This window comes from Nonomuraea sp. NPDC005730, assembly GCF_040630865.1.
GTDB lineage: Bacteria > Actinomycetota > Actinomycetes > Streptosporangiales > Streptosporangiaceae > Nonomuraea.
Map to the genome: position 1 here is coordinate 64,273 of NZ_JBEXYK010000002.1, position 23,740 is coordinate 88,012.

At 72.3% G+C, this 23,740-nt stretch carries 18 protein-coding genes; 7 read left to right on the top strand and 11 right to left on the bottom strand.

Annotation, left to right across the window (positions count from 1 at the left end; translation table 11 throughout):
- Nucleotides 1–17: 17 nt before the first annotated feature.
- From ABZ444_RS02965 to ABZ444_RS02975, 3 genes are read right to left on the bottom strand one after another with little or no spacing between them, the layout of a single operon-like run.
- Complete coding sequence (locus tag ABZ444_RS02965; protein ID WP_357991804.1) at nt 18–437, bottom strand: hypothetical protein; 420 nt, start codon at nt 435–437, stop codon at nt 18–20.
- The gene (locus tag ABZ444_RS02970) at nt 434–1,951 is read right to left on the bottom strand and encodes a hypothetical protein (protein ID WP_357991806.1); all 1,518 of its coding nucleotides are present in this window, start codon (nt 1,949–1,951) and stop codon (nt 434–436) included. The genes ABZ444_RS02965 and ABZ444_RS02970 overlap by 4 nt, the downstream gene beginning before the upstream one ends.
- Nucleotides 1,952–2,005: 54 nt before the next feature.
- A complete protein-coding gene (locus ABZ444_RS02975) occupies nt 2,006–2,824 on the bottom strand; it encodes a DUF4253 domain-containing protein (RefSeq protein ID WP_357991808.1) in 819 nt (272 codons plus the stop codon).
- Nucleotides 2,825–2,950: 126 nt separating this feature from the next.
- Between ABZ444_RS02975 and ABZ444_RS02980 the strand changes: the two genes are divergently transcribed.
- Complete coding sequence (locus ABZ444_RS02980) at nt 2,951–3,535, top strand: HAD-IA family hydrolase (protein ID WP_357991811.1); 585 nt, start codon at nt 2,951–2,953, stop codon at nt 3,533–3,535.
- A gap of 55 nt (nt 3,536–3,590) precedes the next feature.
- Here the strand turns inward: ABZ444_RS02980 and ABZ444_RS02985 are convergent, their stop codons facing one another.
- Both ABZ444_RS02985 and ABZ444_RS02990 read right to left on the bottom strand, forming a co-directional pair.
- A complete protein-coding gene (locus ABZ444_RS02985; RefSeq protein WP_357991814.1) occupies nt 3,591–3,950 on the bottom strand; it encodes a hypothetical protein in 360 nt (119 codons plus the stop codon).
- 261 nt (nt 3,951–4,211) lie between these two features.
- On the bottom strand, nt 4,212–5,339 hold the full coding sequence (locus tag ABZ444_RS02990) for a TIGR03118 family protein (protein WP_357965342.1): 1,128 nt from the start codon (nt 5,337–5,339) through the stop codon (nt 4,212–4,214).
- A gap of 119 nt (nt 5,340–5,458) precedes the next feature.
- Between ABZ444_RS02990 and ppgK the strand changes: the two genes are divergently transcribed.
- The 3 genes from ppgK (at nt 5,459) to ABZ444_RS03005 (ending at nt 10,906) form a co-directional block, all read left to right on the top strand.
- A complete protein-coding gene (gene ppgK / locus ABZ444_RS02995) occupies nt 5,459–6,190 on the top strand; it encodes a polyphosphate--glucose phosphotransferase (protein WP_357965339.1) in 732 nt (243 codons plus the stop codon).
- 146 nt (nt 6,191–6,336) lie between these two features.
- Nucleotides 6,337–10,209 (top strand): ATP-dependent RNA helicase HrpA, encoded by a 3,873-nt coding sequence (hrpA, locus tag ABZ444_RS03000; protein ID WP_357991817.1) that lies wholly within the window; start codon nt 6,337–6,339, stop codon nt 10,207–10,209.
- Nucleotides 10,210–10,243: 34 nt separating this feature from the next.
- Nucleotides 10,244–10,906, top strand: coding sequence for an HAD family hydrolase (locus ABZ444_RS03005; protein ID WP_357991820.1), 663 nt, complete (start codon nt 10,244–10,246; stop codon nt 10,904–10,906).
- Nucleotides 10,907–10,927: 21 nt separating this feature from the next.
- On the opposite strand, the gene ABZ444_RS03010 is transcribed toward ABZ444_RS03005, so the two are convergent.
- From ABZ444_RS03010 to ABZ444_RS03025, 4 genes are all read right to left on the bottom strand, one after another.
- A complete protein-coding gene (locus ABZ444_RS03010; protein ID WP_357965330.1) occupies nt 10,928–11,254 on the bottom strand; it encodes a DUF5709 domain-containing protein in 327 nt (108 codons plus the stop codon).
- Nucleotides 11,255–11,336: 82 nt separating this feature from the next.
- Complete coding sequence (locus ABZ444_RS03015) at nt 11,337–12,875, bottom strand: gamma-glutamyltransferase (protein WP_357991822.1); 1,539 nt, start codon at nt 12,873–12,875, stop codon at nt 11,337–11,339.
- Between the two features lie 9 nt (nt 12,876–12,884).
- Nucleotides 12,885–14,153: an MFS transporter gene (locus tag ABZ444_RS03020; RefSeq protein WP_357991825.1), complete on the bottom strand. Its 1,269-nt coding sequence runs from the start codon at nt 14,151–14,153 to the stop codon at nt 12,885–12,887.
- A 119-nt stretch (nt 14,154–14,272) separates the two neighbouring features.
- Entirely contained in the window at nt 14,273–16,006 is a 1,734-nt protein-coding gene (locus ABZ444_RS03025; RefSeq protein WP_357991828.1) for an ABC transporter ATP-binding protein, read from the bottom strand.
- Between the two features lie 69 nt (nt 16,007–16,075).
- Here ABZ444_RS03025 and ABZ444_RS03030 point away from each other — a divergent pair, with 69 nt between their 5' ends.
- Nucleotides 16,076–16,495 carry a MarR family transcriptional regulator gene (locus ABZ444_RS03030; protein WP_357991831.1) on the top strand — a complete coding sequence of 140 codons (420 nt, stop codon included), beginning with the start codon at nt 16,076–16,078 and terminating at the stop codon, nt 16,493–16,495.
- Between the two features lie 62 nt (nt 16,496–16,557).
- Here the strand turns inward: ABZ444_RS03030 and ABZ444_RS03035 are convergent, their stop codons facing one another.
- Complete coding sequence (locus ABZ444_RS03035) at nt 16,558–17,565, bottom strand: amidohydrolase family protein (protein WP_357991834.1); 1,008 nt, start codon at nt 17,563–17,565, stop codon at nt 16,558–16,560.
- 207 nt (nt 17,566–17,772) lie between these two features.
- Nucleotides 17,773–18,927: a helix-turn-helix domain-containing protein gene (locus ABZ444_RS03040; protein WP_357991837.1), complete on the bottom strand. Its 1,155-nt coding sequence runs from the start codon at nt 18,925–18,927 to the stop codon at nt 17,773–17,775.
- Between the two features lie 110 nt (nt 18,928–19,037).
- Between ABZ444_RS03040 and ABZ444_RS03045 the strand changes: the two genes are divergently transcribed.
- The gene (locus tag ABZ444_RS03045; RefSeq protein ID WP_357991840.1) at nt 19,038–21,149 is read left to right on the top strand and encodes a M6 family metalloprotease domain-containing protein; all 2,112 of its coding nucleotides are present in this window, start codon (nt 19,038–19,040) and stop codon (nt 21,147–21,149) included.
- Nucleotides 21,150–21,221: 72 nt separating this feature from the next.
- Entirely contained in the window at nt 21,222–23,738 is a 2,517-nt protein-coding gene (locus tag ABZ444_RS03050; RefSeq protein ID WP_357991843.1) for a tetratricopeptide repeat protein, read from the top strand.
- Nucleotides 23,739–23,740 lie beyond the last annotated feature (2 nt).

A 23,740-nucleotide genomic window follows, 5' to 3' on the forward strand; every position in this document is an offset into this window, starting at 1 on the left:
CGTGAGCAGATCCGTGATCAGAGCAGGCGGCCGCCGCGCAGCCGCCATTCGACGAACAACACCCGCATCGGCCCGTTCACGAACAACCACTGGCCGAGCCAGACGAAGGCGAACATCACCGCGAACGCCCACGCCCTGACCGGGCCGGCGACACCGGGGACGAGCCCGCCGTCCAGCAGCACCCACATCAGCAGCCCCTCGGGCACGGCCGTGACCAGCCCGAACAGCGTCGGCCAGTCCTTGTCCCAGCGGAACTGCATGAGCAGGTGGTACAGCAGCTCCCACCCGACGCCCGCGACGGCGACGGCCGGCAGCACGAGGAAGGCGTCCTGGAAGGACATCGGCAGCACCAGGGTGATCAGCGCGGTCAGCGCCGCCCCCACGGTGGCCAGCGTGAACAGCCGGGTCTGCAGCCGCCCGGCCAGCGTCGGGATCAAGCGAGCCTCCTGTTTCCCGCCCACCGCAGCCACTGGGCCGTGGACCTCACCGGCCCGAGCCCCTTGCAGAACCCGCGCCTGGTCAGGTCGGCGGCGATGTCGAGCGCGGCGGTCTGCATGCCGAGGAAGCTGTCCACGGCCAGGAAGTGGTTGCCGGCCGTGGCGGCGCCGGAGGCGTACAGGACGCCGCCCTCGCTCTCGGCGCCGAGCACCTCGAAGTTCGGGCCGACGCTCAGCCGGCCGGCCTTGTTGGGCCGGGCGCCGCCGTGCCGCAGCAGGTCGTCGAGGACGCGGTGCTCCGGCATGTCGGCCTCCAGGCCGGTGCAGTCGATGATGAAGTCGGAGACGTACTGCATGGCGGCGGCGTTCACGCTGCGGGTGTGGGTGACCAGGCGGCCGTCGGGGGCCCGTTCGATGCGGTCGACGACGGCCTGGGTGGGGTGGTACCAGTTGCCCTGCCGGCCCCTGCGCATCTGCTCCTGCCAGCGGGCCAGCTTCGGGGTGGTGGTGCCGGCCAGCGACTTGGAGATCAGCGCGCGCTGCTCGGGCGTGGCCTTCCTGAACCGGGCCTTGAGCTGGCCGCCGAAGGCCGACTTGGGCATCGTGAACGCCTGGTAGGCCCAGCCGTCGCCGCCCTGGCGCCGCATGAACACGCTCGGGCCGTGCGGGCCGGCCACGTACGTGCGGAACAGGTGGACGATCTGGGTGTGCAGGCCGTACCGCTCGCGGTCGTCCATCAGGCGCTGGAGCACCCGCGAGGCCACGATCCCGGCGCCGCGCACGACCACCACCCCCGGGCGTTTGCGCAACTGGTCGTAGACGTGCTCGTGCGGCTCGTAGGCGTTGACCACCCGGTAACGCTCGCCCTGTGCCTGCCGGAACTCCTGGAGGTCGTCGAGGAACTTCAGCCCCGGGTAGCCGACGGCCAGGTGCACGTACTGGGAGCGCAGCACCACCCGCTTGGTCGGCGAGGTGCCCGGCGGCGGCGTCAGCACGGTGAAGTACCCGCCGTCCAGCCGCTTCCTGACCATGCGCACCTGGCCCTTGGCCAGCATGTGCCAGTAGCCGATGCGGTCGGCCTCGCGCCGCACGGTCTGCGTGACCAGCCCGGCGCGCGGGCTGTAGAAGTCGGTGAACAGCGGCTCGGCGAGCACCTGGAGGATCGGCTTGAGCGAGCCGTCCTGCCAGGCCTCCTGCACCGCGTAGGAGGGGAAGCCCCAGATGTTGTCGGGGCGCGCCCCCGCGTCGGACCTGATGCGCTCGTGCGCGGGCAGCTGCGAGACGCGGGTCAGGTACTCCCACGTCTGCCAGGGGGTGTCGCTGGTCGAGAGCACCCGCATGGCCGGGACCGGCACCCCTCTGATGCGCAGCACGTCGACCAGCGTGAACGAGCCGAGCCCGCCGCCCACCGACACCAGCGGCACGTCGTGGACGGGGATGCCGGCCGACTGCACCAGCCAGTCCGTCCAGGACGAGGAATGCAGGAGCTCCGGAGTCAGGTCTCCCCGTGACATGCTGTGACCAAGCCCTCCCTGTCGCGGTTAAAAAGTAGCGTAAAAGCCGGGGATTCAGTCCCACCAGAACGACCAGGCGTGTCGCCCGATGATCTGGTCGGCGTACCCCTGGAGGTCGCCCGGCCCCTGCACGACGTTGTCGGGGCAGAACGCCCAGTGCTCGGCGGCGACGTGGAGGGCGTGCTCGGGGTCGGCCGGCGGCGCGGCCACGCTCAGGTCGAGCGTGTTGAACCCGACGCTCACCACGCGGGCCCCGAACCGGTCCTCCCAGCTGCGCACCACGGCCGCCAGCGGCACCATCCACTCGTTGTGGTGCAGCGCCCCCTGCCAGCCCATGACCGCCAGCGCATCGGCCCCCCGGCCGGCCGCGACCAGCCCGAGCGGCATGCCCTTGGGCGCCAGCTCGCGGGCCAGCCAGTCGGCCACGTCGCCGGGGTCGGCGCGGGGCACCCCCGGCGGCGCCAGCCCCGGGCAGAGCGCCCCGTACGGCTCCAACTCCGCCAGCGCGTCGCGCGGCATCTGCGACACCCACTCCTGCCACACCTCGGTCATGAACCCCTCGGCGGTGAAGTGGCCGATCAGCATCGGGTCGTCGGGCACGATCTGCCCGATCGCCCACGGCTGGGCCGACTCGTCGAGCAGGACCGGCCACAGGCCGCTGTGCGCATGCCAGACCCGCATGAACGCCCAGTCCTCGCCGGCGGCGTGCTCGTCGCTCATCCAGAACGCCGGCCGGGCCGCCACGATCTGCCGGGCGTAGGCGGGGTCGGGCCAGACCACGTCGCCCGCGGGCAGGCCCGGGGGTAGTCTGCGCCCCCTGCCGCCGTCGGCGAACAGCTGGCACAACTCAGGTGGCAGCTGGTGATCGTCCATGCCCTACCGTTCCGATACCGAATCCCGTCTCGGAGATGGTAGTGCCGCCGGTCGCCCTGGGGCTTTGGTGGCACACGAAACCTTCTCGGACCAGCGGATGCGGTACTTCACGGCACAATGATGGCTGTGATCCCCTTTGATGCGGTTCTCACCGATCTTGATGGCGTGCTCCGCCTCTTCGACCACACCGTCCAGGCCGAGATCGAGGCCCGGTACGCCCTGCCGCTCACGGCCACGGCCTTCGCCCCCGAGCTGATCGAGCCGGCCATCCTGGGCCGGATGACCGAGCGCGAATGGCTGGACGCGGTCGCGGTCGCCCTCGGCGGCGACGAGCGGGCCCGCCAGGCGGTGGCCGAGTTCGGGGCGGTGCCGTTCCGGGTGGACGAGGAGGTCAGGGAGCTGCTGGCCAAGGCGCAGCAGCACGTGCCGGTGGTCATCGTGACCAACGCCATGGACACCGTGGAGGAGCACCTCGACCGGCTGGGGCTCACCTACTTCGCCGACGACCTGGTCAGCAGCGCCAGGGTCGGCGTGATCAAGCCCGACCCGCGCATCTACGAGATCGCCGCCGAACGCGCCGGGGCCGACCCCGCGCGCTGCCTGTTCGTCGACGACCGGCTGCCGAACGTGGCGGCCGCCAGGGCCCTCGGCATGACGGGCGTCCACTACCGCACCGTCGCCGACCTGGCGGCCGTCCTCGGCCGGCGCTGAGGCCGGACATGCGCCGGCCCCGCCCGCGGGAGAGCGGGCGGGGCCGGCGGACGGGTCAGTCGGCGCAGATGGCGAACACGCTGATGCCGACGTCGTTGTAGCCGATCTGGCGGCCGAGGGCGATCCAGCCGCGGGCGTCATCGGTGGGGAACGACCCCACCAGGATCGCGCCGTTGCCCCGGGCCTCGCCGCCGCCGCCGAGCACGTGCTTGGAGCCCGGGCAGTAGACCGTGCGGCGCTGGAAGTTGGGGACGTTGGCGTTGGGCAGGGTGACGAGCTGGTAGCCGGGCGGCAGCGCGGCGCGGGTGGCCGCCGAGACGGGACTGGACGCCTGGAGGGCCACGACGGTGGCCGTCACGCAGGCCGCGGTGGCGAGGGCGATGACGGAAAGGAACAGAGACTTCTTGGCTGGCATGGTCTCTCCTTGTCCTGTTCCCTGACAGGCACGGTTTCCGGGCAGCACACGACAAGCCGGCTCATGCGGTGCTTGGGGGCGACGTGAGAGCAGGGATGAGGGTGTTGACACGTTGAGTATCTGCTCCGTCGCATTCCGTGTCCATATGCGGTTCTCAGGTTTTCCGGGAATCCGTGTTTCCGGCGCGGCCCGCGCCGGCCGCGCCGGAAACGTCGAGCGGGCCCGTTCGTGGCCCTGTTCGTGGCCCTGTTCGTGGTGCGGTCAGTAGCCGCCACCGCCGCCGTAGGGCGACTTCGACCTGGGGGCGGCGGAGCGGGTGGGCGCCGGCGTGCTCGCGGGGGCGGCGGCCGTGGAGGTCGGCTTCGTACCGGCGGGCGCGATCACCCCGATCAGGCCGTGCTTGGCGCCCTCGATGCCGGCCGAGAACCACAACGTGTTCACGCCGCCGGTGGCCGCGGTGCCGGGTTCCAGGTCCCACAGGCCGGGGAGCTTGACGGGCCGGCCGCCGGACGTGGTGATCGCGCCCAGGTGGCGGTCGCCCTTGTAGGCGTGCACGGTGCCGTCGCCGAAGTTGCCGACCAGCAGGGCGCCCGCGTACTGGCCCCAGCCGCGCGGCGCGGCGGTCATGGCCCAGGGGGCGTCGAGCCCGACCCTGGAGATGCGGCCGGTCAGGCGGCCGTCGGCGTTGAAGCGGCTCACGAAGCCCTTGCCGGCGCCGAAGACGGGCTTGCCGGTGGTACGGTCGCGCAGCGCGTACGCCACCCAGACGCTGCCGTTGACCACGGCCACGTTGTAGGCGTTGTAGCCGCGAGGCACCCGCGAGTCCTGGAACTGCCAGCCGGCCAGGCGGATGCGCCGGAAGTTCTCGTCGAAGGCGTGCACGCGCCCGTGGGCGAAGTCGGCGGCCAGCAGGAACTCGCCTTCGTCGGTCCGTACGAGCTCCAGGCCCTTGTAGTCGGCGCCGCGGGTGAACGCGGCGATCACGGCGTTGGCCGGGTCGGCCTCGGCGTTCCAGCCGGTGATCGCGCCGCTCGGGCTGCAGAAGATGAACGTGGCGGGTCTCCCCTTCACGGTGAAGCCGTCACCCGGGTTGAACACCTGGCCGGTCGGGGAGCCGCCGGGGATCCAGACCTCCGTCTTCTCCTTCCGGCCCGTGCCGGAGTAGACGGTGGCGGTGCCGGTGCCGGTGTTGGAGACCCACAAGGTCTTGCCCATGGCCAGGCCCCACGGGTTGACGACCTTGGGGTCGGTGACCGGGGCCTTGCCCTTGACGTCCGACACAAGGTTGATGACGTCGAAACGGGTCCTGGTGGTCGCCTGCGCGGGGGCGGTGAGGGTCGTCCCCGCCACGACGGCGACAGCGCAGAGCGTGATGATGCGGAGCCGCATCCGTGCCTCCTAGTGAGCGCTTGTGACGCGAGATACGCGGTGGGCCCGGAGCGGGTTCAGCCGGGCCGGAAATATCGGCAGGCGAGTTTTCCCGTCCAGGGCGGGGGAGAAGGAGAGTCATGAACGTGTTGGGCATCGACATCGGCGGTTCGGGAATCAAGGGCGCCCCGGTCGACACCGAGGCCGGAGAGCTCGTCCAGGAGCGGTTGCGCATCGCCACACCCCAGCCGGCCAAGCCCGAGGGGGTGGCCGAGGTGGTGGGCGAGATCGTCAAGCATTTCGACTGGGACGGCCCGGTCGGCGTCACCTTCCCCGGCGTCGTCGTCGACGGGGTTGTGCAGACGGCGGCCAACGTCCACCACTCGTGGATCGGCGTCGACGCCGCCGCGCTCTTCGGCGGCGCGACGGTGCTGAACGACGCCGACGCCGCCGGCATCGCCGAGATGACCTTCGGCAGGGGCCGCGACCAGAAGGGGACGGTGCTGATCCTGACCTTCGGCACGGGCATCGGCAGCGCCCTGTTCGCCGACGGCACGCTCGTCTGCAACACCGAGCTCGGCCACCTGGAGCTGCGCGGCAAGGACGCCGAGGAGCGCGCGTCGGCGCGGGCCCGCGAGGAGCACGACCTGAGCTGGGAGAAGTGGGCCGAGCGCGTCGAGGAGTACCTCAAGCACGTGGAGATGTTGTTCTCGCCGGGCCTGATCGTGATCGGCGGGGGCGTGAGCAAGAAGGCCGACAAGTTCCTGCCGCACGTCACCATCGACACTCCCGTGGTCCCCGCCGCCCTGCAGAACGAGGCCGGCATCATCGGCGCCGCCCGCCACGCCGCCACCACCCGGCCGGCGCGGTAGGAGGCCACGGCGGGAGAGCGGCGGGGGAGCGGTGGGAGAGCGCGGTCGCGGGGCCGGCGCGATATTGGGATGCGGGAGGCGGGCCGCGTGGGGCACCATGGGCCGTTGGCTCCGGGGCCACGGGGCTCAAATATCCTGAAAGCAGTATGGGAACGCCTTCGTTGTCCTCTCCGCTCGCCGACCTCCAGTCCCGCCTGCCCGAGCTCATGCCGCGCGACCAGCGGCGGCTGCGGCGCAGGCTCGACGGCATGCGCCGGGTCCGCTCCCGCGACGCCCGGGACAAGATCGTCTCCGAGATCATCGCCGACGTCGAGCGCGCCGAGCAGCGGCTGGCGCGCCGCCGCGAGGCCGTGCCACAGGTCCGCTATCCGGAGAACCTGCCGGTCTCCCAGCGCAAGGACGACATCCTGGCCGCCATCCGCGACCACCAGGTCGTGATCATCGCGGGCGAGACGGGCTCCGGCAAGACCACCCAGATCCCCAAGATCTGCCTTGAGCTCGGGCGCGGCGTGCGCGGGCTGATCGGCCACACCCAGCCGCGCCGCATCGCCGCCCGTACCGTCGCCGAGCGCGTCGCCGAGGAGCTCGGCACCGAGCTCGGCGAGGTCGTCGGCTACAAGGTGCGCTTCACCGACCAGGCGAGCGACCGCACCCTGGTCAAGCTGATGACCGACGGCATCCTGCTGGCCGAGCTGCAGAACGACCGCATGCTCGACCAGTACGACACCCTGATCATCGACGAGGCCCACGAGCGCAGCCTCAACATCGACTTCATCCTGGGCTACCTCAAACAGCTCCTCCCGCAGCGCCCCGACCTCAAGGTCGTCATCACCAGCGCCACCATCGACCCCGAGCGCTTCTCCCGCCACTTCGGCGACGCGCCGATCATCGAGGTCTCCGGCCGCACCTACCCGGTCGAGGTCCGCTACCGCCCGCTGGAGGAGGACGACGACCAGACCGGCGGCATCGTCGACGCCTGCCGCGAGCTGGTCACCGAGGGCCCCGGCGACATCCTGGTCTTCCTGTCCGGCGAGCGGGAGATCCGCGACGCCGCCGACGCCCTGTCCAAGGCCGACTTCAGGGGCACCGAGATCCTGCCGCTCTACGCCCGGCTGAGCGCCGCCGAGCAGCACCGCGTCTTCCAGCGCCACACCGGCCGCCGGATCGTGCTGGCCACCAACGTGGCCGAGACCTCGCTGACCGTCCCCGGCATCAAGTACGTGGTCGATCCGGGTTTCGCCCGCATCTCCCGCTACAGCCACCGCACCAAGGTGCAGCGCCTGCCCATCGAGCCCATCTCGCAGGCCAGCGCCAACCAGCGCAAGGGCCGCTCGGGCCGCACCTCCGACGGCATCTGCATCCGGCTCTACGAGGAGGAAGACTTCCTCAGCCGGCCGGAGTTCACCGACCCGGAGATCCTGCGCACCAACCTGGCCTCGGTCATCCTGCAGATGACCTCGATCGGGCTGGGCGACATCGAGGCGTTCCCGTTCGTCGAGCCGCCCGATCGCAGGCAGGTCAAGGACGGCGTCAACCTGCTCCACGAGCTGGGCGCGTTCGACGCCCAGGGCAAGCTCACCGGCGTCGGCCGCAAGCTGGCGAGCCTGCCGGTCGACCCGCGCCTGGGCCGCATGGTGCTGGAGGCCGAGAAGAACGGCTGCCTGCGCGAGGTCATGGTGATCGCCTCCGCCCTGTCCATCCAGGACCCGCGCGAGCGGCCGTCCGACAAGCAGCAGCAGGCCGACGAGAAGCATCGGCGCTTCGCCGACCCCGAGTCCGACTTCCTGACCTACCTCAACCTGTGGAACTACCTGCGCGACAAGCAGAAGGAGCTGTCCTCCAGCGCGTTCCGGCGGCTGTGCAAGGCCGAGTTCCTCAACTACCTGCGGGTCCGCGAGTGGCAGGACATCTACAGCCAGGTCCGCCAGGCGCTCGGCGCCCAGCCCGGCAGCGTGCCCGCCGACCCCTACCAGGTGCACGTGTCGCTGCTGGTCGGTCTGCTGTCGCACATCGGCGTCAAAGATGTCATGGACAAGCAGCGCGCCGCCGACGGGCGGCGGCCGATGCAGGAGTACATCGGCGCGCGCAACGCCCGCTTCGCGATCTTCCCCGGCTCGGCCCTGGCCAAGAAGCAGCCGCAGTGGGTGATGTCGGCCGAGCTGGTCGAGACCTCGCGGCTGTGGGCCCGGGTCAACGCCAAGATCGAGCCCGACTGGGTCGAGCCGCTGGCCCAGCACCTGGTCAAGCGCACCTACTCCGAGCCCCACTGGGAGAAGAACCAGGGCGCGGTGATCGCCCTGGAGAAGGTCACCCTCTACGGCGTGCCGCTCGTGGTCGGCCGCAAGGTCAACTACGGCCGCATCGACCCCGACCTGTCGCGCGAGCTGTTCATCCGGCACGCCCTGGTCGAGGGCGACTGGGACACCCACCACCGCTTCCTCAAGGACAACCGCCGGCTGCTCGAAGAGGTCGAGGAGCTGGAGAACCGGGCCCGCCGCCGCGACATCATGGTCGACGACGAGGCCCTGTACGACTTCTACGACCAGCGCGTCCCCGCCGACGTCGTCTCGGCCAGGCACTTCGACTCCTGGTGGAAGAAGGCCGGGCAGGAGCAGCCGGAGCTGCTCACGTTCTCGCCGGAGATGCTGGTCAACGAGGGCGCCGACATCAGCGCCCGCGACTATCCCGACACCTGGAAGCAGCTCGGTCAGCGGATGAGGCTGACCTACCAGTTCGAGCCGGGCGCCAACGCCGACGGCGTCACCGTCCACGTGCCGTTGCAGGTGCTCAACCAGGTCAACTCCGACGGCTTCGACTGGCAGATCCCGGGCCTGCGCGAAGACCTGATCACCGCGCTGATCCGGTCGCTGCCCAAACACCTGCGCCGCAACTTCGTGCCCGCCCCCAACTACGCCAGGCAGGTGCTGACCGGGGTCAGGCAGGGCGGCGAGCCGCTGCTGGAGGCCGTGGAGCGCGAGCTGCTGCGGCTCACCGGCGTCCGGGTGCCGCGCGAGGCCTGGCAGCTCGACCAGGTGCCCGACCACCTGCGCATCACCTACCGGGTGATCGACGAGCGCAAGCGCACGGTGGCCGAGGACAAAGACCTCGACGCGCTCAAGCGCCGGCTCGCGCCGCGCCTGCGCAAGACCCTGTCGGAGGCCGGCGACGACCTGGAGCGCACGGGCCTGCGCACCTGGAGCTTCGGCACCCTGCCCAAGGTGTTCGAGCAGGGCCGGATGAAGGGCTACCCGGCGCTCGTCGACGCGGGCGAGTCGGTCTCCGTCAAGATCTTCGAGACGGCCGCCGAGCAGCGCCGCGCCCACTGGCCCGGCACCCGCCGGCTGCTCCTGCTCAACGTCACCAACCCGGCCAGGTCGCTGCTCGGCGGCCTGTCCAACCAGGCCAAGCTGGCGCTGTCGCGCAGCCCCCACGGCGGCGCCGTGGCGCTGTTCGACGACGTCGTCAACGCGGCCGTCGACAAGCTGATGCTCGACCTCGGCGGCCCGGCCTGGGACCCGGCCGGCTTCGACCGCCTCCACCAGCACGTCCGGGCCGAGCTGCACGACACGGCGGCCGACGTGCTGGCCAAGGTCGAGCAGATCCTGAGCGTGTGGCACGCCGTCGGCACCCGCCTCGACGGCCTGCGGGCCGGCGCCTCGACCGACGACGTGCGCGACCAGCTCGGCAAGCTCGTCTTCAAGGGCTTCGTCACCGCCACCGGCACCCGCCGCCTGCCCGACGTCCTGCGTTACCTGCGGGCCGTCGAGCGCCGTCTCACCAAGCTCCCGGAGGAGCCCTGGCGGGACGAGGAGTGGATGGACCGCGTGCACAAGATCGAGGACGACTACCAAGACCTGCTGGCGAGCCTCCACCCGGCCCGCCGGGGCGACCCCGACGTGACGGAGATCCGCTGGATGATCGAGGAGCTGCGGGTCAGCTTCTTCGCCCAGACCCTCGGCACCCCCACGCCGGTGTCGGAGAAGCGCATCGTCAAGGCGATGGAGAAGCTGCGGCCCTGAGCTCGGGGCGGCACACGGACGTACAGGGGGAGTGATGGTCAAGGCCGTCAAGGCGGTCGTGCTCGACGTCGGCGAGACGCTGATCGACGAGACGCGCATCTGGTCGCGCTGGGCCGACCGGCTGGGGGTGAGCAGGTTCGTGCTCATGGGCGCGCTCGGCGGCATGGCTGCGCTCGACCGGTCCCACCGGGAGGCGTTCGAGCTGGTCCGGCCCGGTCTCGACGTGGCGGCGGAGATCGCCGCCTGGGAGCGCGACGACCCGGCCGGGCTGCGCAACCACTTCGACGCCGACGACCTCTACCCCGACGTGCGGGAGGCCCTGTCGGCGCTGCGCGCGGCCGGGTTCCAGGTAATCATCGCCGGCAACCAGCCAAGCCGGGCCTTCGACGCCCTGGTGGCGATGGACCTGCCGGTGGACTCGGTGCACACCTCCGAGGGCTGGGGGCTGTCCAAGCCCGCTCCCGAGTTCTTCGCCAAGGTGGCCTCGGTGGCCGGGCGCGAGCCCGGGGAGATCCTCTACGTCGGCGACCGGCTCGACAACGACGTGCTGCCCGCCGGCCGCGCGGGCATGCGCACCGCGTTGCTGCGCCGCGGCCCGTGGGGCTTCCTGCACGCCGAGCGCCCGCAGGCCAAGGCCGCCGACGTGATCGTCGACGACCTGCACGCCCTGCTGCCGGCCCTGCGGCGGCTCACCTGAGGCTCGCGCAGGCTCCGCGGGTCAGGTGAGGTCCTCGTCGGGGTCGATGCGCAGCGCGCGCTCCTCGGCCGACAGGTCCTCCCGATCCGCGTCCCAGTCCACGCCGATGGCCTCGTCCTCGGTGTCGGGGTGGGCGCCCTCGTCGGGCTCGGTCAGGCGGTGCTCCGCGCGCGGGGCGCGGCGCGGGCGGTCGGGCAACTCCTGGCGCAGCCGCTCGTCCAGCGTGGCCTCGTGCTGGGGGTCGTCCTCTTTGACCTCGTGGTGCAGGCCGAGGTCGTCGGTCCACTCCCTGACCTCGATGTCCTGCTCGTCGGCCATGCCGAATCGGTCCGGAGGTAGTTCGCTCATACTGCGCCCTCTACCCACCGTACGGACCGGAATCCTACGACTTGGCCTGGCTTAGGCCCTCCGGTAGCCCATCCTTGTCCATCTAGCGGCCGATCGCGGCGCCGACCAGTGAGCGGGGGTCGGCGGCGCCCGCCAGCATGCCGTCCGGGCGCACGTCGATGAGGTGGGCATGGCCGAAGGAGCTTCCGTACGGCAGCGCGCGCACCGGGTGGCCGAGCGCGGTCAGGCCGTCGGCCCAGGTCGTGCCCTCCTCCAGGTCGAGCACGGCGTCGTTGGGGGCGTCCCAGGTGTCGAAGCCGCTGCCGCCGCCCAGCCGCCAGCGCGGCGCGGCGAGCGCCTGGCCGGGCTCCTCGCCGTGGCGCAGCAGGCGGGTGATGACCTGGGCCAGGATCTGCGGCTGGGCGTCGCCGCCCATCGTGCCCACGACCGTCCGCAGCTCGCCGCCGGGACGGGTGATCAGCGCGGGGGCCAGGGTGTGCGGCGGACGGCGGCCGGGGCCGTACTCGGCCGGGTGGCCGGGACGCAGCGAGAAACCGATGCCGCGGTTGTGCAGGTTGATCCCGGTACGCGGCTCGAAGAGCATGCCGCCGAACCCGGACGCGTTCGACTGGATCAGCGACACGCCCATGCCGTCGCCGTCCACAGCGCACAGGTACGTCGTGTCACCGTCGGCGGACGGGGCCCGCAGGCGGCCGCGCCTGACCGGGTCGACCAGGGCCCGGCGGCGGGCGATCTCGCCGGGGTCGAGCAGGTCCTTGGCGTCTTCGTGCAGCAGGTCGAGCCGGTCGTGCCCGGCGGCCCTGGCGGCCTCGGCCAGCAGGTGGGCCCAGGCCGGATGGCGGGGCGAGCCGGGCAGGTCGAGCCCGTCGAGGACGGCCAGGGACATCAGCAGCAGGTAGCCCTGGGAGTTGGGCGGCATCGACCACACGTCGTGGCCGAAGGCGCGCACCCGTAGCGGCTCGACCCAGTCGGCGCCGGGGGCGGCCAGGTCGGCGGCGGTGTACTCGCCCGCGCCGAGCTCGATCAGGCCCTGGCCGAACTCGCCGAGGTAGAAGCCGTCGCGGCCGCCGTCGGCCACCGCCTGCAGCGCGCGGGCCACGCCGGGGCGGGTGACGCGGTCGCCGGCATGGCGTACGGGGGCGAAGTCGCCGCCGCCCGGCCGCGCGGCCGCCGTACGGGCGCCGGGGACCAGCAGCGGGGAGGCGGGGAAGCCGTCGCGGGCCAGCGCGATCGCGGGCCGCAGCAGCTCGGCCATGGGCAGGCGGCCGTGCCTGGCGTGCAGGGCGAGCCACCCGTCGACGCAGCCGGGCACCGGCACGGACCTGATGTCGTGCAGGTGCGGCATGCGGGTGTGCCCCTCGGCGCGCAGCCGGGCGGGGTCGGCGCCGGACCCGGCGCGGCCGGAGGCGTTGAGCGCGGTGACCGTGCCGTCGTGGACGAGCGCGAACAGGTCTCCGCCGAGCCCGCACATGTGCGGCGCGACCACGGCGAGCACGGCGTTGGCCGCGATCGCCGCGTCGGCCGCCGAACCGCCGCGGTCCAGCGCGCCCACCCCGGCGGCCGAGGCCAGGTGGTCGACGCTGCAGACCATGCCGTTCGGGGCGTATCTGGTGTTGTGCACGTGAAGAGACTAAGCCCGTTCCGGGGCCAGGCGGTTCTCCAGGCGCGGGCGGAAGGCCGCCTGCCGGACGGTCCGGCCGGACAGGCGGGCCAGCGCGAGCGCGGCGAGCAGCGTCGCGGCCACGCACGACACGCCGCCGATGCCCAGCGACAGACGCGGCCCGAACGCGTCGCTCAGCCACCCGAGCAGCGGCCCGCCGATCGCGCCCGCGCCCGCGCTCACCATGCCCAGCGCGGCGATGACCCGCCCGCGCATCTCGTCGGGGCTGTCGAGCTGTGCCCGCGCCGAGACCGTGGTGTCGATGATCACCGCGCCCGCCGCGATCGGCAGCATCATCGTGGCGAACGTCCCCAGAGCGGGCATCAGGCCGCTCAGCGTCTGCGCGACCCCGGTCAGGAACGCGGTGATCAGCAGCAGCCGGATCGTCAGGTGCGGCCGGGTGGCGGCCAGGAAGCCGCCCACGACCGTGCCGGCGGCGAACACGCTGGACAGCAGGCCGTACCCGGCGGCGCCGGACGCCAGCGGGCCCGCGCTCATGGCGGCCATGGTGACCTGGTAGTTGCGGCCGAGGCTGCCCAGCACCAGCGAGAGCGCCAGCACCACGAGCAGCCAGGGGGTGCGCAGCACGTACCGCAGGCCGGCGGCGACCGCGCCGGGCTGCCGCTCGGAGCCGGCGAGCCGGTGGAACTCCGCGCGCCGCATGAGCGCGACGGCCGCGATCACGACGAAGAAGGTGGCCGCGTTGAGCAGGAAGAGCCCGCCGTTGCCGGTCAGCGGCAGCAGCACGCCGGCCAGGCTCATGCCGAGGATGCGTCCTGCCGAGTTCAGGATCGAGCCGAGCGCCATGGCGTTGGGCAGGTCGGCCGGTGGCACCACCTCGGCCCCGAACCGTCCGAGCGCGGGGCCGCCGAGCGCGGAGACCACGCCGCCCGCCAGCGCCACCGCGTAGATCGGCGCGACGGAGTCGACGCCGGAGAAGGCGATCAGCGCCAGGACGGCGGCCAGCGCGGCCTGCGCCAGCTGCGCGGCGACGACGACGGGCCGGGTCGGCAGCCGGTCGGCCAGCGCGCCGCCCCACATGCCCAGCAGCAGCGTCGGCAGCGCCTGCATCACCAGGCTCAGCCCCACGCTGGTGGCCGACCCCGTCATGGTGAGGATGAGCCAGTTCACCCCCAGGACCTGCATCCAGGTTCCGGTGACGGAGACGATGTCGGCTCCGGCCCAGAGCCGGTAGTTGTGGTGGCGCAGGGCGCGGAAGGTGGAGGAGCGCGGTGGCAAGACTGGTCCTAGCCTCGGAAGGGGCAAACGGGGGAGTCAACGCGCGGCTCGATCGCGACGATACCGATTTGCCCGAAATGTGAGGTAAGACACGTTTAAAACTGGTTTAGGGCGAAATTTCAGACCAGTTCGAGCGGGCGGTCCCGGTCCACCAGGGCCGCGTAGTGGCCGCCGAGCGCCATCAGCTCGTCGTGCGTGCCGCGCTCGACGACCTTCCCGTGGTCGAGCACGACGATCTGGTCCGCGTCGCGGACGGTCGACAGGCGGTGGGCGATCGTGATCGTCGTACGCCCCCGCGCCAGCGTCTCCAGGGCTTCCTGGACGGCTCGCTCGGTCTGGGTGTCGAGGGCGCTGGTGGCCTCGTCGAGGATCAGCACCGGCGGGTTGCGCAGCAGCGTCCGGGCGATGGCCAGGCGCTGCTTCTCGCCGCCGGAGAACCGGTAGCCGCGCTCGCCCACCATCGTGTCGTAGCCGTCGGGCAGCGAGGCGATGTGGTCGTGGATGCGCGCGGCCCGCGCCGCCGCCTCCAGCTCCTCGTCGGTGGCCGCCGGACGGGCGAAGCGCAGGTTGTCCGCGATCGAGGCGTGGAACAGGTACGTCTCCTGCGAGACCACCCCGACCACCTCGCTCAGCGTCTCGAACGTCAGGTCGCGCACGTCCACGCCGTCGATGGTGACCCGGCCGCCGGTCACGTCGTACAGGCGGGGGAGCAGGTAGCTGAGGGTGGTCTTGCCCGAGCCGGTCTCGCCCACGACGGCCAGCGTCGTGCCCGCGGGGACGGTGACGTCGACGGCGTGCAGGGTGCGCTCGTCCTCGTAGGCGAAGTCGACCCGCTCGAAGCGCACCTCGCCGCGTACGCCGTCCAGCGTGCGGGTGCCGGGGTGGATGTCCACCGACAGGTCCAGGTACTCGAAGATGCGGCCGAACAGCGCCAGCGAGCTCTGCACCTCGACGCCCAGCCGCAGCAGCGACACCGTCGGCCGGAACAGGCTCGACTGGAGCGTGGTGAAGGCCACGAGGGTGCCGACGGAGATGATGCCGGTGTAGCCGACGGCCCAGTAGATCAGCGCGGGCATCGCGGCCATGATGATCTGGATCGACGACTGCCGCCACCGTCCGGCCATGCTCGTCCGTACGCCCAGCTCGGCCAGTTCGTCGGAGGCGCGGCCGAACCGGTCGGTCAGCTCGGCGGAGCGGCCCATCGTCCGGCCCAGCAGGACGCCGCTGATCGACAGCGACTCCTGGACCATCGAGGAGATCACGGCGAGCTTGCGCTGCCGTTCGTTGGTGATGCGCTTGCGCTCGGCGCCGACCTTCCTGCTGATCCACACGAACACCGGCAGCAGCAGGAGCGAGATCACCGTCAGCCGCCAGTCGAGGGCGAGCATGGCCACGATCGTGGCGATCACGGTGGTGAGGTTGGAGATGATCGAGGTCGCGGTCGAGGTGACCACCGACTGCATGCCGCCGATGTCGTTGGCGATGCGCGACTGCACCTCGCCGGTCCTGGTGCGGGTGAAGAAGGCCAGCGACATGCGCTGGAGGTGGGAGTAGACCGAGATGCGCAGGTCGTGCATCACCCGCTGGCCCACGGTGGTGGAGATGAGCGTCTGCAGCACGTCGAACACGCTCGTGGTGACCGCGACCGCGATCATGCCGAGCGCCAGCAGCGTGAGCAGCAGCGCGTCGCGGGACGGGATCGCCACGTCCAGCACCTCGCGCAGCAGGAACGGCGAGGCCAGCCCGACCAGGGAGGACAGCAGGATGAACGCGCCCACCAGGATCAACCGGCCGCGGTGGGGGGTGAAGAGTCCGATGATGCGCCGCAGCGGCGCGCGTGGTTCGTCGGCCAATATGGCCTCCTTTCGGATGTCCACTCAAACAGAGGTTAACTCATAATTGTTCCGGCTAAAATCGTCGATATGGGAGAGATGGAGCTCGCGGAGCTCTTGCACCTGGTCAGCAGGCGTCTGCGGCACGGATACGTGCATCGGCTGGTGCCGCTCGGGCTCAATCCGGGGCAGGCGCGGGCCTTGCGCGTGCTCGGCGCGGCCGACCGGCCGCTGCGGATGGTGCAACTGGCCGACGAGCTGCGGATCGTGCCGCGCTCGCTGACGCCCGTCGTGGACGCGCTGGAGGAGGCCGGGCTGGTGCGCAGGGAGGTCGATCCGGCCAACCGCCGCTCGACGCTCGTCGTGATCACCGACGCGGGGCGGGCCATGGCCGAACGGGCCAGGGACGCGCGCAGGGAGGCCGGCGAGGGCCTGTTCGCGGTGCTGTCCCGGGAGCAGCGCGACCAGCTCAGGGATCTGCTGGGCGCGGTGGACGGCCAGTTCCGGTGACCGCGTTCGGGTTCAGGTGATCGCGCTCGGTTTCAGGGTTCAGGTGACCGCGGGTTCAGGGTTCAGGTGACCGCGCCGCCGATGACTGTGCCCAGGCAGGGCGGGCGGGCCATCAGCGCCGAGTACGGGTAGCGTCCCCGGGCGTCGAAGACGGCGAAGTCGGCCCGGCTGCCCGGCCCGAGTGAGCCGATCCGGCCCGGCCCGGCGTTCAGGCCCAGTGCCCGCGCCCCGCCCAGCGTCGCGGCCTCGACCAGGCGGCGGTCCAGTCCCCGTACCCGCAGCCCCAGCTCCCGGGCCCGCCGCCGGACACCGGCCGCGAGCCCCAGCAGGTCGCCGGGGCCGGCGCCGGCCGGGGCGGGGCCGGCCGGGGCGGCGTCGGCCGGGTCGAGGCCGTCCAGGGCGCGGCTGCCCAGGGCGAGGCGGTTGCCCTCCTCCAGGAGGGCCAGCACGTCGGCGGCCTGCTCCTGTCCCGGCGGGCAGATCGCGACCACGCTCCGGCGCAGGGCCAGCAGCTTGCGCTCGCCGGGGTCGAGCGGCCGGGCGCAGGCCACGTGGCAGTGGGGGCCGAGCGCGCCGGCCTCGTCCAGGGCCATGGGCGAGTGCCGGTCCAGCCCGGCCAGCAGCCGCAGGCCGAACGTCCTGGCCAGCACGGCGACGTCCTCCAGCACCTGCGGGTCGCGGGTCCGGGCCGCGATCCCGACCGGGCAGGGCCGGTCCACCTCGCGCAGCGCCGTGATCAGCGCGTCCCGGTCGTGGTCCTCCCACTCCTGCTCGCAGGTGCTGGACGCCTCGACGTACGAGACGCCGGGAACGCCCGCGAGATCGGCGGGATCGGCCACCACGGCGGCCCGCGTGGTGACGCCGGGGCCAGGCGGCGTCGGCGCGCAGCAGGCGTCCACCAGTCCGGCCACGATCATGCCCGGCCAGCGGACCTCCTCCGCGACGCGGAAGCGGGACAGCAGCTCGGCCCGCGCGCCCACCTGGAGCACCCGCCCGCCCCTGATCACCACCGTCCCGTCGCGCACGGGCTCGGCGCAGACCGGCAGCACCAGGGGAGCGGAATGGGCCACGACGGGCGCGCGCCTGCCTGAGACCAGCCCCGACGCCGCCCTCCGAACCGGCCCCGGATCCGGCCCCGCATCCGGCCCCGGAAGCCGCCCCGGAACCCGCCCCGGAACCCGCCCCGGAACCCGCGCAGCACGCTTCGCACCCGCCATCGGCGCTCCCGTCGGATTTGCCCTTTTGGCATTAAACGCGAGCGACGGCGGCGAAGGCAATCAGTCTCCGCGGGCGTCCCGGGGCTGGTAGCGGCCGGACAGCCGGGCCAGTTTCAGGCCGAGGTGCAGGGCCAGCCGCTCGCCGCCGTCCTTGAGGTCCGTACGCGCCAGCTCCTCCACCCGCTGCAGCCGGTAGTACAGCGAGGTGCGGTGCAGCCGCAGCGCCCGGGACGTCGCCACCGCGCTGCCCGCCAGGTCCAGGTACGTCTCCAGTGTCTCCAGCAGCGGCAGGTACTGCTCGTCGGCCAGCAGCCCGTCGAGCCCGGGATGCACCTCCTGGTCCGCGAGCTGGGTGAGCATCCGGTAGACGCCGAGCCGGGCCCACTCGGCCGACCGCCCGAGCCCCGGCACCCGCGCGGTCACCTCCGCCGCGTGCCGGGCCTCCGCGTACGACCCCGCCGCCTGCGCCAGTTCGAGCCGGGTACGCCCGACCCCCACCACCACGGGCACCGGCATGGCCGCGTGCAGCTCGTCGGGCGGGACCGGCGGTCCGGCGGTGAGCAGCACGGCGTGGTCGTAGCGCACCAGGTGCAGCGGGTGGTGGCCGCTCAGCCGCCGGCGCAGCGCCAGCAGCCCCTGTTCGAGCGCCAGGCGCAGTCCCTCGTCGGGCTCGGCCGAGCGGGGCCGCGCCACCAGCACGGTCACCGGCTGGCCCTGCGGGAACGCGCCCGCCTCGATGAGCTGCCTGGCCGCGTCCCGCTCGCCGCGCAGCAGGCCGGTGACCGCCTCCAGCTCTCGGTGGGAGGCCAGCCCGGTCGCCAGGCTCTCGTGGAACAGCGCGAGCGCCAGCCCGGGGACGGCCGCGGCGGCCTCGGCCACCCTCTCGTCGGACATGGCCGGCTCGGCGTCGATGAACCACAGGAAGCCGAGCAGGCCGTCGGCGTGCCGCAACGGGACGCACACGCGCGGCAGCAGGCCCAGGTGCGGCGCGCCGGCCGTGCGCAGGGGGGCCTGCGCCTCGTGGACGCCGGCCGCCCGCAGCCACTCGCGCACCTCAGGGGTGGTGTGCCGGCGCAGGATGGAGTCGCGGCGGATGTCGTCCATGGCGCCGTTCTGCTCGCTGTAGGCGATGACGCGCTGCACGCGGTCCTCCAGCAGCAGGGGACGCCCAAGACGGACGGCGAGGTCGTCCACGATCCGCTGGAGATCCGCCAAAGCTCCACCTAGGTCACGCTGGACATTTCGACAAATGTCGGAAGGGTTGCTACACGTCTTCCCTACAGCTGATCGGTGATCTCCGTCAATAACGTCTATACCGTCAATCCGTGAATGCCCCGAAGAAGCTGCTGAAGGGTTTGCTGGCGGCCATCGTGCTGATCCCGGTGAGCCTGATGGCGACCCCTGCTTCCGCAGCACCCCCCACTGTCGATCCCGAGTACCCCTGGCGGCAGAACCACTGGCCGCAGACCCAGCCCTGGCAGCAGGACGAATCGGCCGACGCCCAGACGCTTCGCGCCCGTCCTCCCGGCGGCCTCACGCCCCTCGACCCGCAGATCTGGGAGAACCCCGACCACATGACGTGGGCGGACTACAAGAAGCCGCCGGGCACGAACTGGAACGACCCGGCCGTCAAGGGCTCCAAGCGCACCTTCAAGGGCGCGCTGGTGCTGCTCGACTACCCCAACCAGGCGTTCGTCGTCACCCAGCCCAAGGGCTCGACGATCTACGCCAACCCGAGCGCCGAGGCCCATGACGTCCCGCGCGACCAGGTGGCCAAGTTCTACCAGGACTTCCTCAACACCCCGAACGACCTCAACAAGGGTCACACCATCCACGAGTACTGGATGGAGGACTCCGGCGGCCGGTACGGCGTCGAGCTGACCGGGTTCGGCCCGTACACGATGCCGGGCAAGGACCACGAGTACGCGCTGGAGCCCGGCTTCAACGGCACCTCGGGCTGCCCGGCGGGCGACACCTGCAGCAAGAACCTGCGCACGGACGGCCACAACGCGTGGATCAACGCCGTCGGCGAGGAGGTCGCCAAGCAGTACGACTTCATCTTCTACCTCAGCGCCGGCCAGGACGAGTCGTCCACCTGGCAGGAGTTCGGGATGATGAAGTTCCCCACCAAGGAGGACGTGCCCGACGAGTGGGGCCCGCCCGACCCGGCCCTGCCCAACTGGCTGAAGACGCGCTACGTCGACTGGTCCTCCTGGCAGGCGGCCTCCAACTTCTGGCCCAACGCCAACATCGGCGTCGACTCCGTCCAGGCCGAGAGCTCCGGCATGGCCGTCTACGCCCACGAGTTCAGCCACATCCTCGGCGTGCTGGACAACTACAACAACCCGTACGGGGTGCCGCCGGTCCGGGCGTACACCGGCGTCTGGGAGATGCTCAGCCGCGGCAGCTTCAACGGGCCCGGCGGACCGCACTCCCGCTGGCTGATCCCGCCCACGGCGGGCGCGTCCATGGGCGCCCAGCACATGCTGCGCAACAAGCTCAAGCTCGGCATGGTGGACGAGCAGAACGTCCTGCGCCTGTCGCGTGAGGCGCTCGACGAGTCCGGCCTGGTCACGGCCAAGGTCCTGGCCCGCGCCGTGCGGCCGGGACAGGGCGACCTGTCGGGCGTCAACATCTCCTTCGACGCCCCCGGCGACAAGAGCACCTGCTCGGCGACCGACCCGCTGTGCGACCGCGGCGGTTACCAGAACTACACGGTCGAGGTCGTGGACCGGATGGGCTCCGACTCCTTCACCCCTGACTCCGGCGTGCTCCTGGCCAAGACCAAGAACGAGGACCGGGCGCCGTTCGAGTGGGTGGTCGACGCCAACCCGCAGGACATCGGCATGACCGACTACGTGATGCCCGACGGGACCAAGGTGCCGATCACCGTCGGCGACTACCGCCAGCTCTCCGACGCCCTCTTCCACGCCGGGACCGACTCCGGCAGCGAGTACGAGTACGTGGACCAGGCCAACCGCCTGCACTTCTACGTCACCGACCTCAAGCGCAACCGGAACGGCGAGCTGTCCTACTCCGTCGCCATCCGGTCGCTGGACGGCTCGGGCCCGCAGAAGCGCGGCGTGCGGGTGCTGCCCGCGGCCGGCCTCCCCACCGGCAAGAACGTCTCCACCTGCACGTTCCCGGTGTTCAACACCGGTAAGGCGGCCCCCGCCCAGGGGCAGCACCCCGAGGACGTCAGCGCCTACCTCAACTCCGACGTCTACCGGGTCAAGGCCGAGGTGCAGGGCAAGGGCTGGACCGCCCAGGTGCCCAACGCCCTGGCCTCCGTCGCCTTCGGCAAGCAGGCGCCGGTGACGGTCAACGCGGTGCGCGCGCCCGGCGGCGACCGTCTGGCCCGCGTCAAGCTCACCGCCACCTCGGAGAGCGACCCGACCAAGACCGCCACGGCCACCTGCCACGTGATCGGCCTGTAGCGGAACGATGGGGTACGGCTGGCGCTCGCCGTGCCCCATCGGCTTGAATCACCCCCGGAAGGGGGTGTTCGGGTGCCGGGCAACTTACCGGACAAACCGCGACGTAAGCGGGTGACGTGGGCGGCGCCCATCTCGGCGGGGCTCGCGGCCGGCGCCGCCAGTGTGCTGGCCGCCTCGCTGGAATGGGACATCCCGCCGATGGCCAAGATCGGGGTGACGCTCGCGGCGGCGCTGCTGGTCGGCGTGACCACGTGGGCCACCACCGAGGCCACGCCCCGGCGGCGCGCCGCGCCCGAGCCCGGCGTCCGGCCGCCCGACCAGTGGCCGCCCGTGCCCGAGCACTTCACCGGGCGCGCCGACTCCCTCGCCACCCTGCGCGAGGTCTTCGCCGCCCGCCGGAAGTCCTCCGACCTGTCCCCGCCTCTGGTCGTCTCCGTGTACGGCCGCGGCGGCGTCGGCAAGTCGGCGCTGATGACCAGGTTCGGGCAGGAGGTCGCCGACTGGTTCCCCGACGGCCGGCTGCACGCCGACCTGCGCGGCGGCGTCGACGCCCCGGTACGCCCAGAGGAGGTGCTGATCGGCTTCCTGCGCGGCCTGGGCGTGCGCCTGGCCACCGACCCCGGCGGCCTCGACGAGCTGCGCACCCTCTGGCTGACCTGGACCAAAGGCCGCAAGATCCTCATCGGCCTGGACAACGCCCACGACGCCGCCCAGATCAAACCGCTGATCCCGGCCGAGCCCGGCTGCGCGGTGCTGGTCACCTCGCGCTCCCCGCTGTTCCTGGACGGCACCCACGACACCCGGCTCGGCGTGTTCACCGAGGCGCACGGCGTGGAGCTGCTGGCCCGGCTGGCCGGTGGCGCGCGGGTGGTGGACGACCTGGAGTCGGCCAAGGAGATCGTCCGGCTCTGCGACCACCTGCCGCTGGCGATCAACATCTGCGGCGGCCGGCTGGCCACCCGCGAGCAGTGGACCCTGCGCGAGATGGCCGAGCGGCTGAGCGACGAGCGCCGCCGTCTCGACCAGCTCCAGGTGGCCCAGGGCGTGGACAAGAGCGTGCGGGCCTCGGTGCAGCTCAGCTACGACGACTGCACCGGCATCCAGCGCCGCCTGCTGCGCCTGCTCAGCGCGCTGCCCGCGCCGGACGTGCCCGGCTGGGTGGCCGGCGAGCTGCTCGACATCTCCGGCCTCGACGGCGCCGACCAGCTCGAAGCGCTGATCGACGCCCAGCTCGCCGAGTGCTCCGGCACCGACCAGACCGGCGCGATGCGCTACCGCCTGCACGACCTGGTCCGGGTGTTCGCCGCCGAGCTGGCCGGCCAGGACGAGGAGGAGCGCCGCAGGGCCGCCGTCGAGCGCGTCCTGCACGGCTACCGCCGCCGGGCCGAGGAGGCCGCCCAGCACCGCTGGCCGCAGGACTGGAGCAAGGGCGGCCGGCGCGCCGACGCCGAGGGCCAGCTCGGGGCGGGCGACTGGCTCAACGCCGAGCGGCTGTCGTTGCTCGGCATGATCAACCTGGCCGCGCAGTTCCGGCTCTGGGAGCTGACCTGGGGGCTGTCCAGGGCGTTCTGCTCGTTGTGCCACTCGCTGCGGGCCTACTGGGCCGACTGGGCGGACGTCGCCGACATCGGCTGCGAGGCGGGCCGGCGTACCGGTGACCGGCGCGCGCTGGCCATCGCGCTGCTGAACAGCGCGATCGTGCGCGGCGGCATGGGCCTGCGCGAACGCGGGCTGAACGAGGCCGAGCAGGCGCTGGAGATCTTCGGCGACCTCGGCGAGACCTGGTGGGCGGCCCGGGCCATGCGCACGGTCGGCATGACCCTGATCAGCGGCGGGCACCTCGACCGCGCCCAGGACTACCTGATCGGGGCGATCACCGCGTTCAAGCAGGAGGACGATCTGTGGTGGATGGCCCGCACCCAGCGCAACCTGGCCGAGATGCGCATGGCGGAGCGCCGCCCCGAGGAGGCCCGTGACCTGCTCGAAGACGCCCTGGAGATCTTCCAACGGGCGGGCAACCGCTACTCCGAGGCCCAGACCCTGCGCGTCTACGGCGAGGTGCTGGCCGCCCAGGCGCGCGGCGAGCGCCGGGCCGGCGACCACCGGGCCTCCGATGCCCTGTTCGCCAGGGCCGGGTTCAGTCTCGACCGGGCGGCCGAGATGTTCCGGCAGCGCGGCGAGCTGTGGGAGGAGGCCCGCTGCCTGCGCGCCGCGGGCGAGGTGGGCGATCCGGCGGGCGGGCTGCGGGAGCTGGAGTACGTCCGGCGGGCCGAGGAGATCCTGGTGGCGCTCGGCGACTCGTGGGGGGTGGCGCGCACCGCGGTGTCGGCCGGGCGCGCCCTGGCCCGCCTGGGCCGGATCGAGGAGTCCGGGCACGAGCTGCGCCGCGCCGTACGCGGTTTCCAGGAGCTGGAGGACCGCTGGTGGATGGCCAGGAGCCTGCGCCACCTCGGCGAGGCGCACCTCGACGCGGGCGGCCCGGACGCGGCGGTCGGGCCGCTGGAGCAGGCCAGGGAGATCTACCGCAGCCTGGGGAACGAGGCGGGCATGCGCCGCACCCTGGAGCTCCTGCGGCAGGCCCGGCCCTGAGC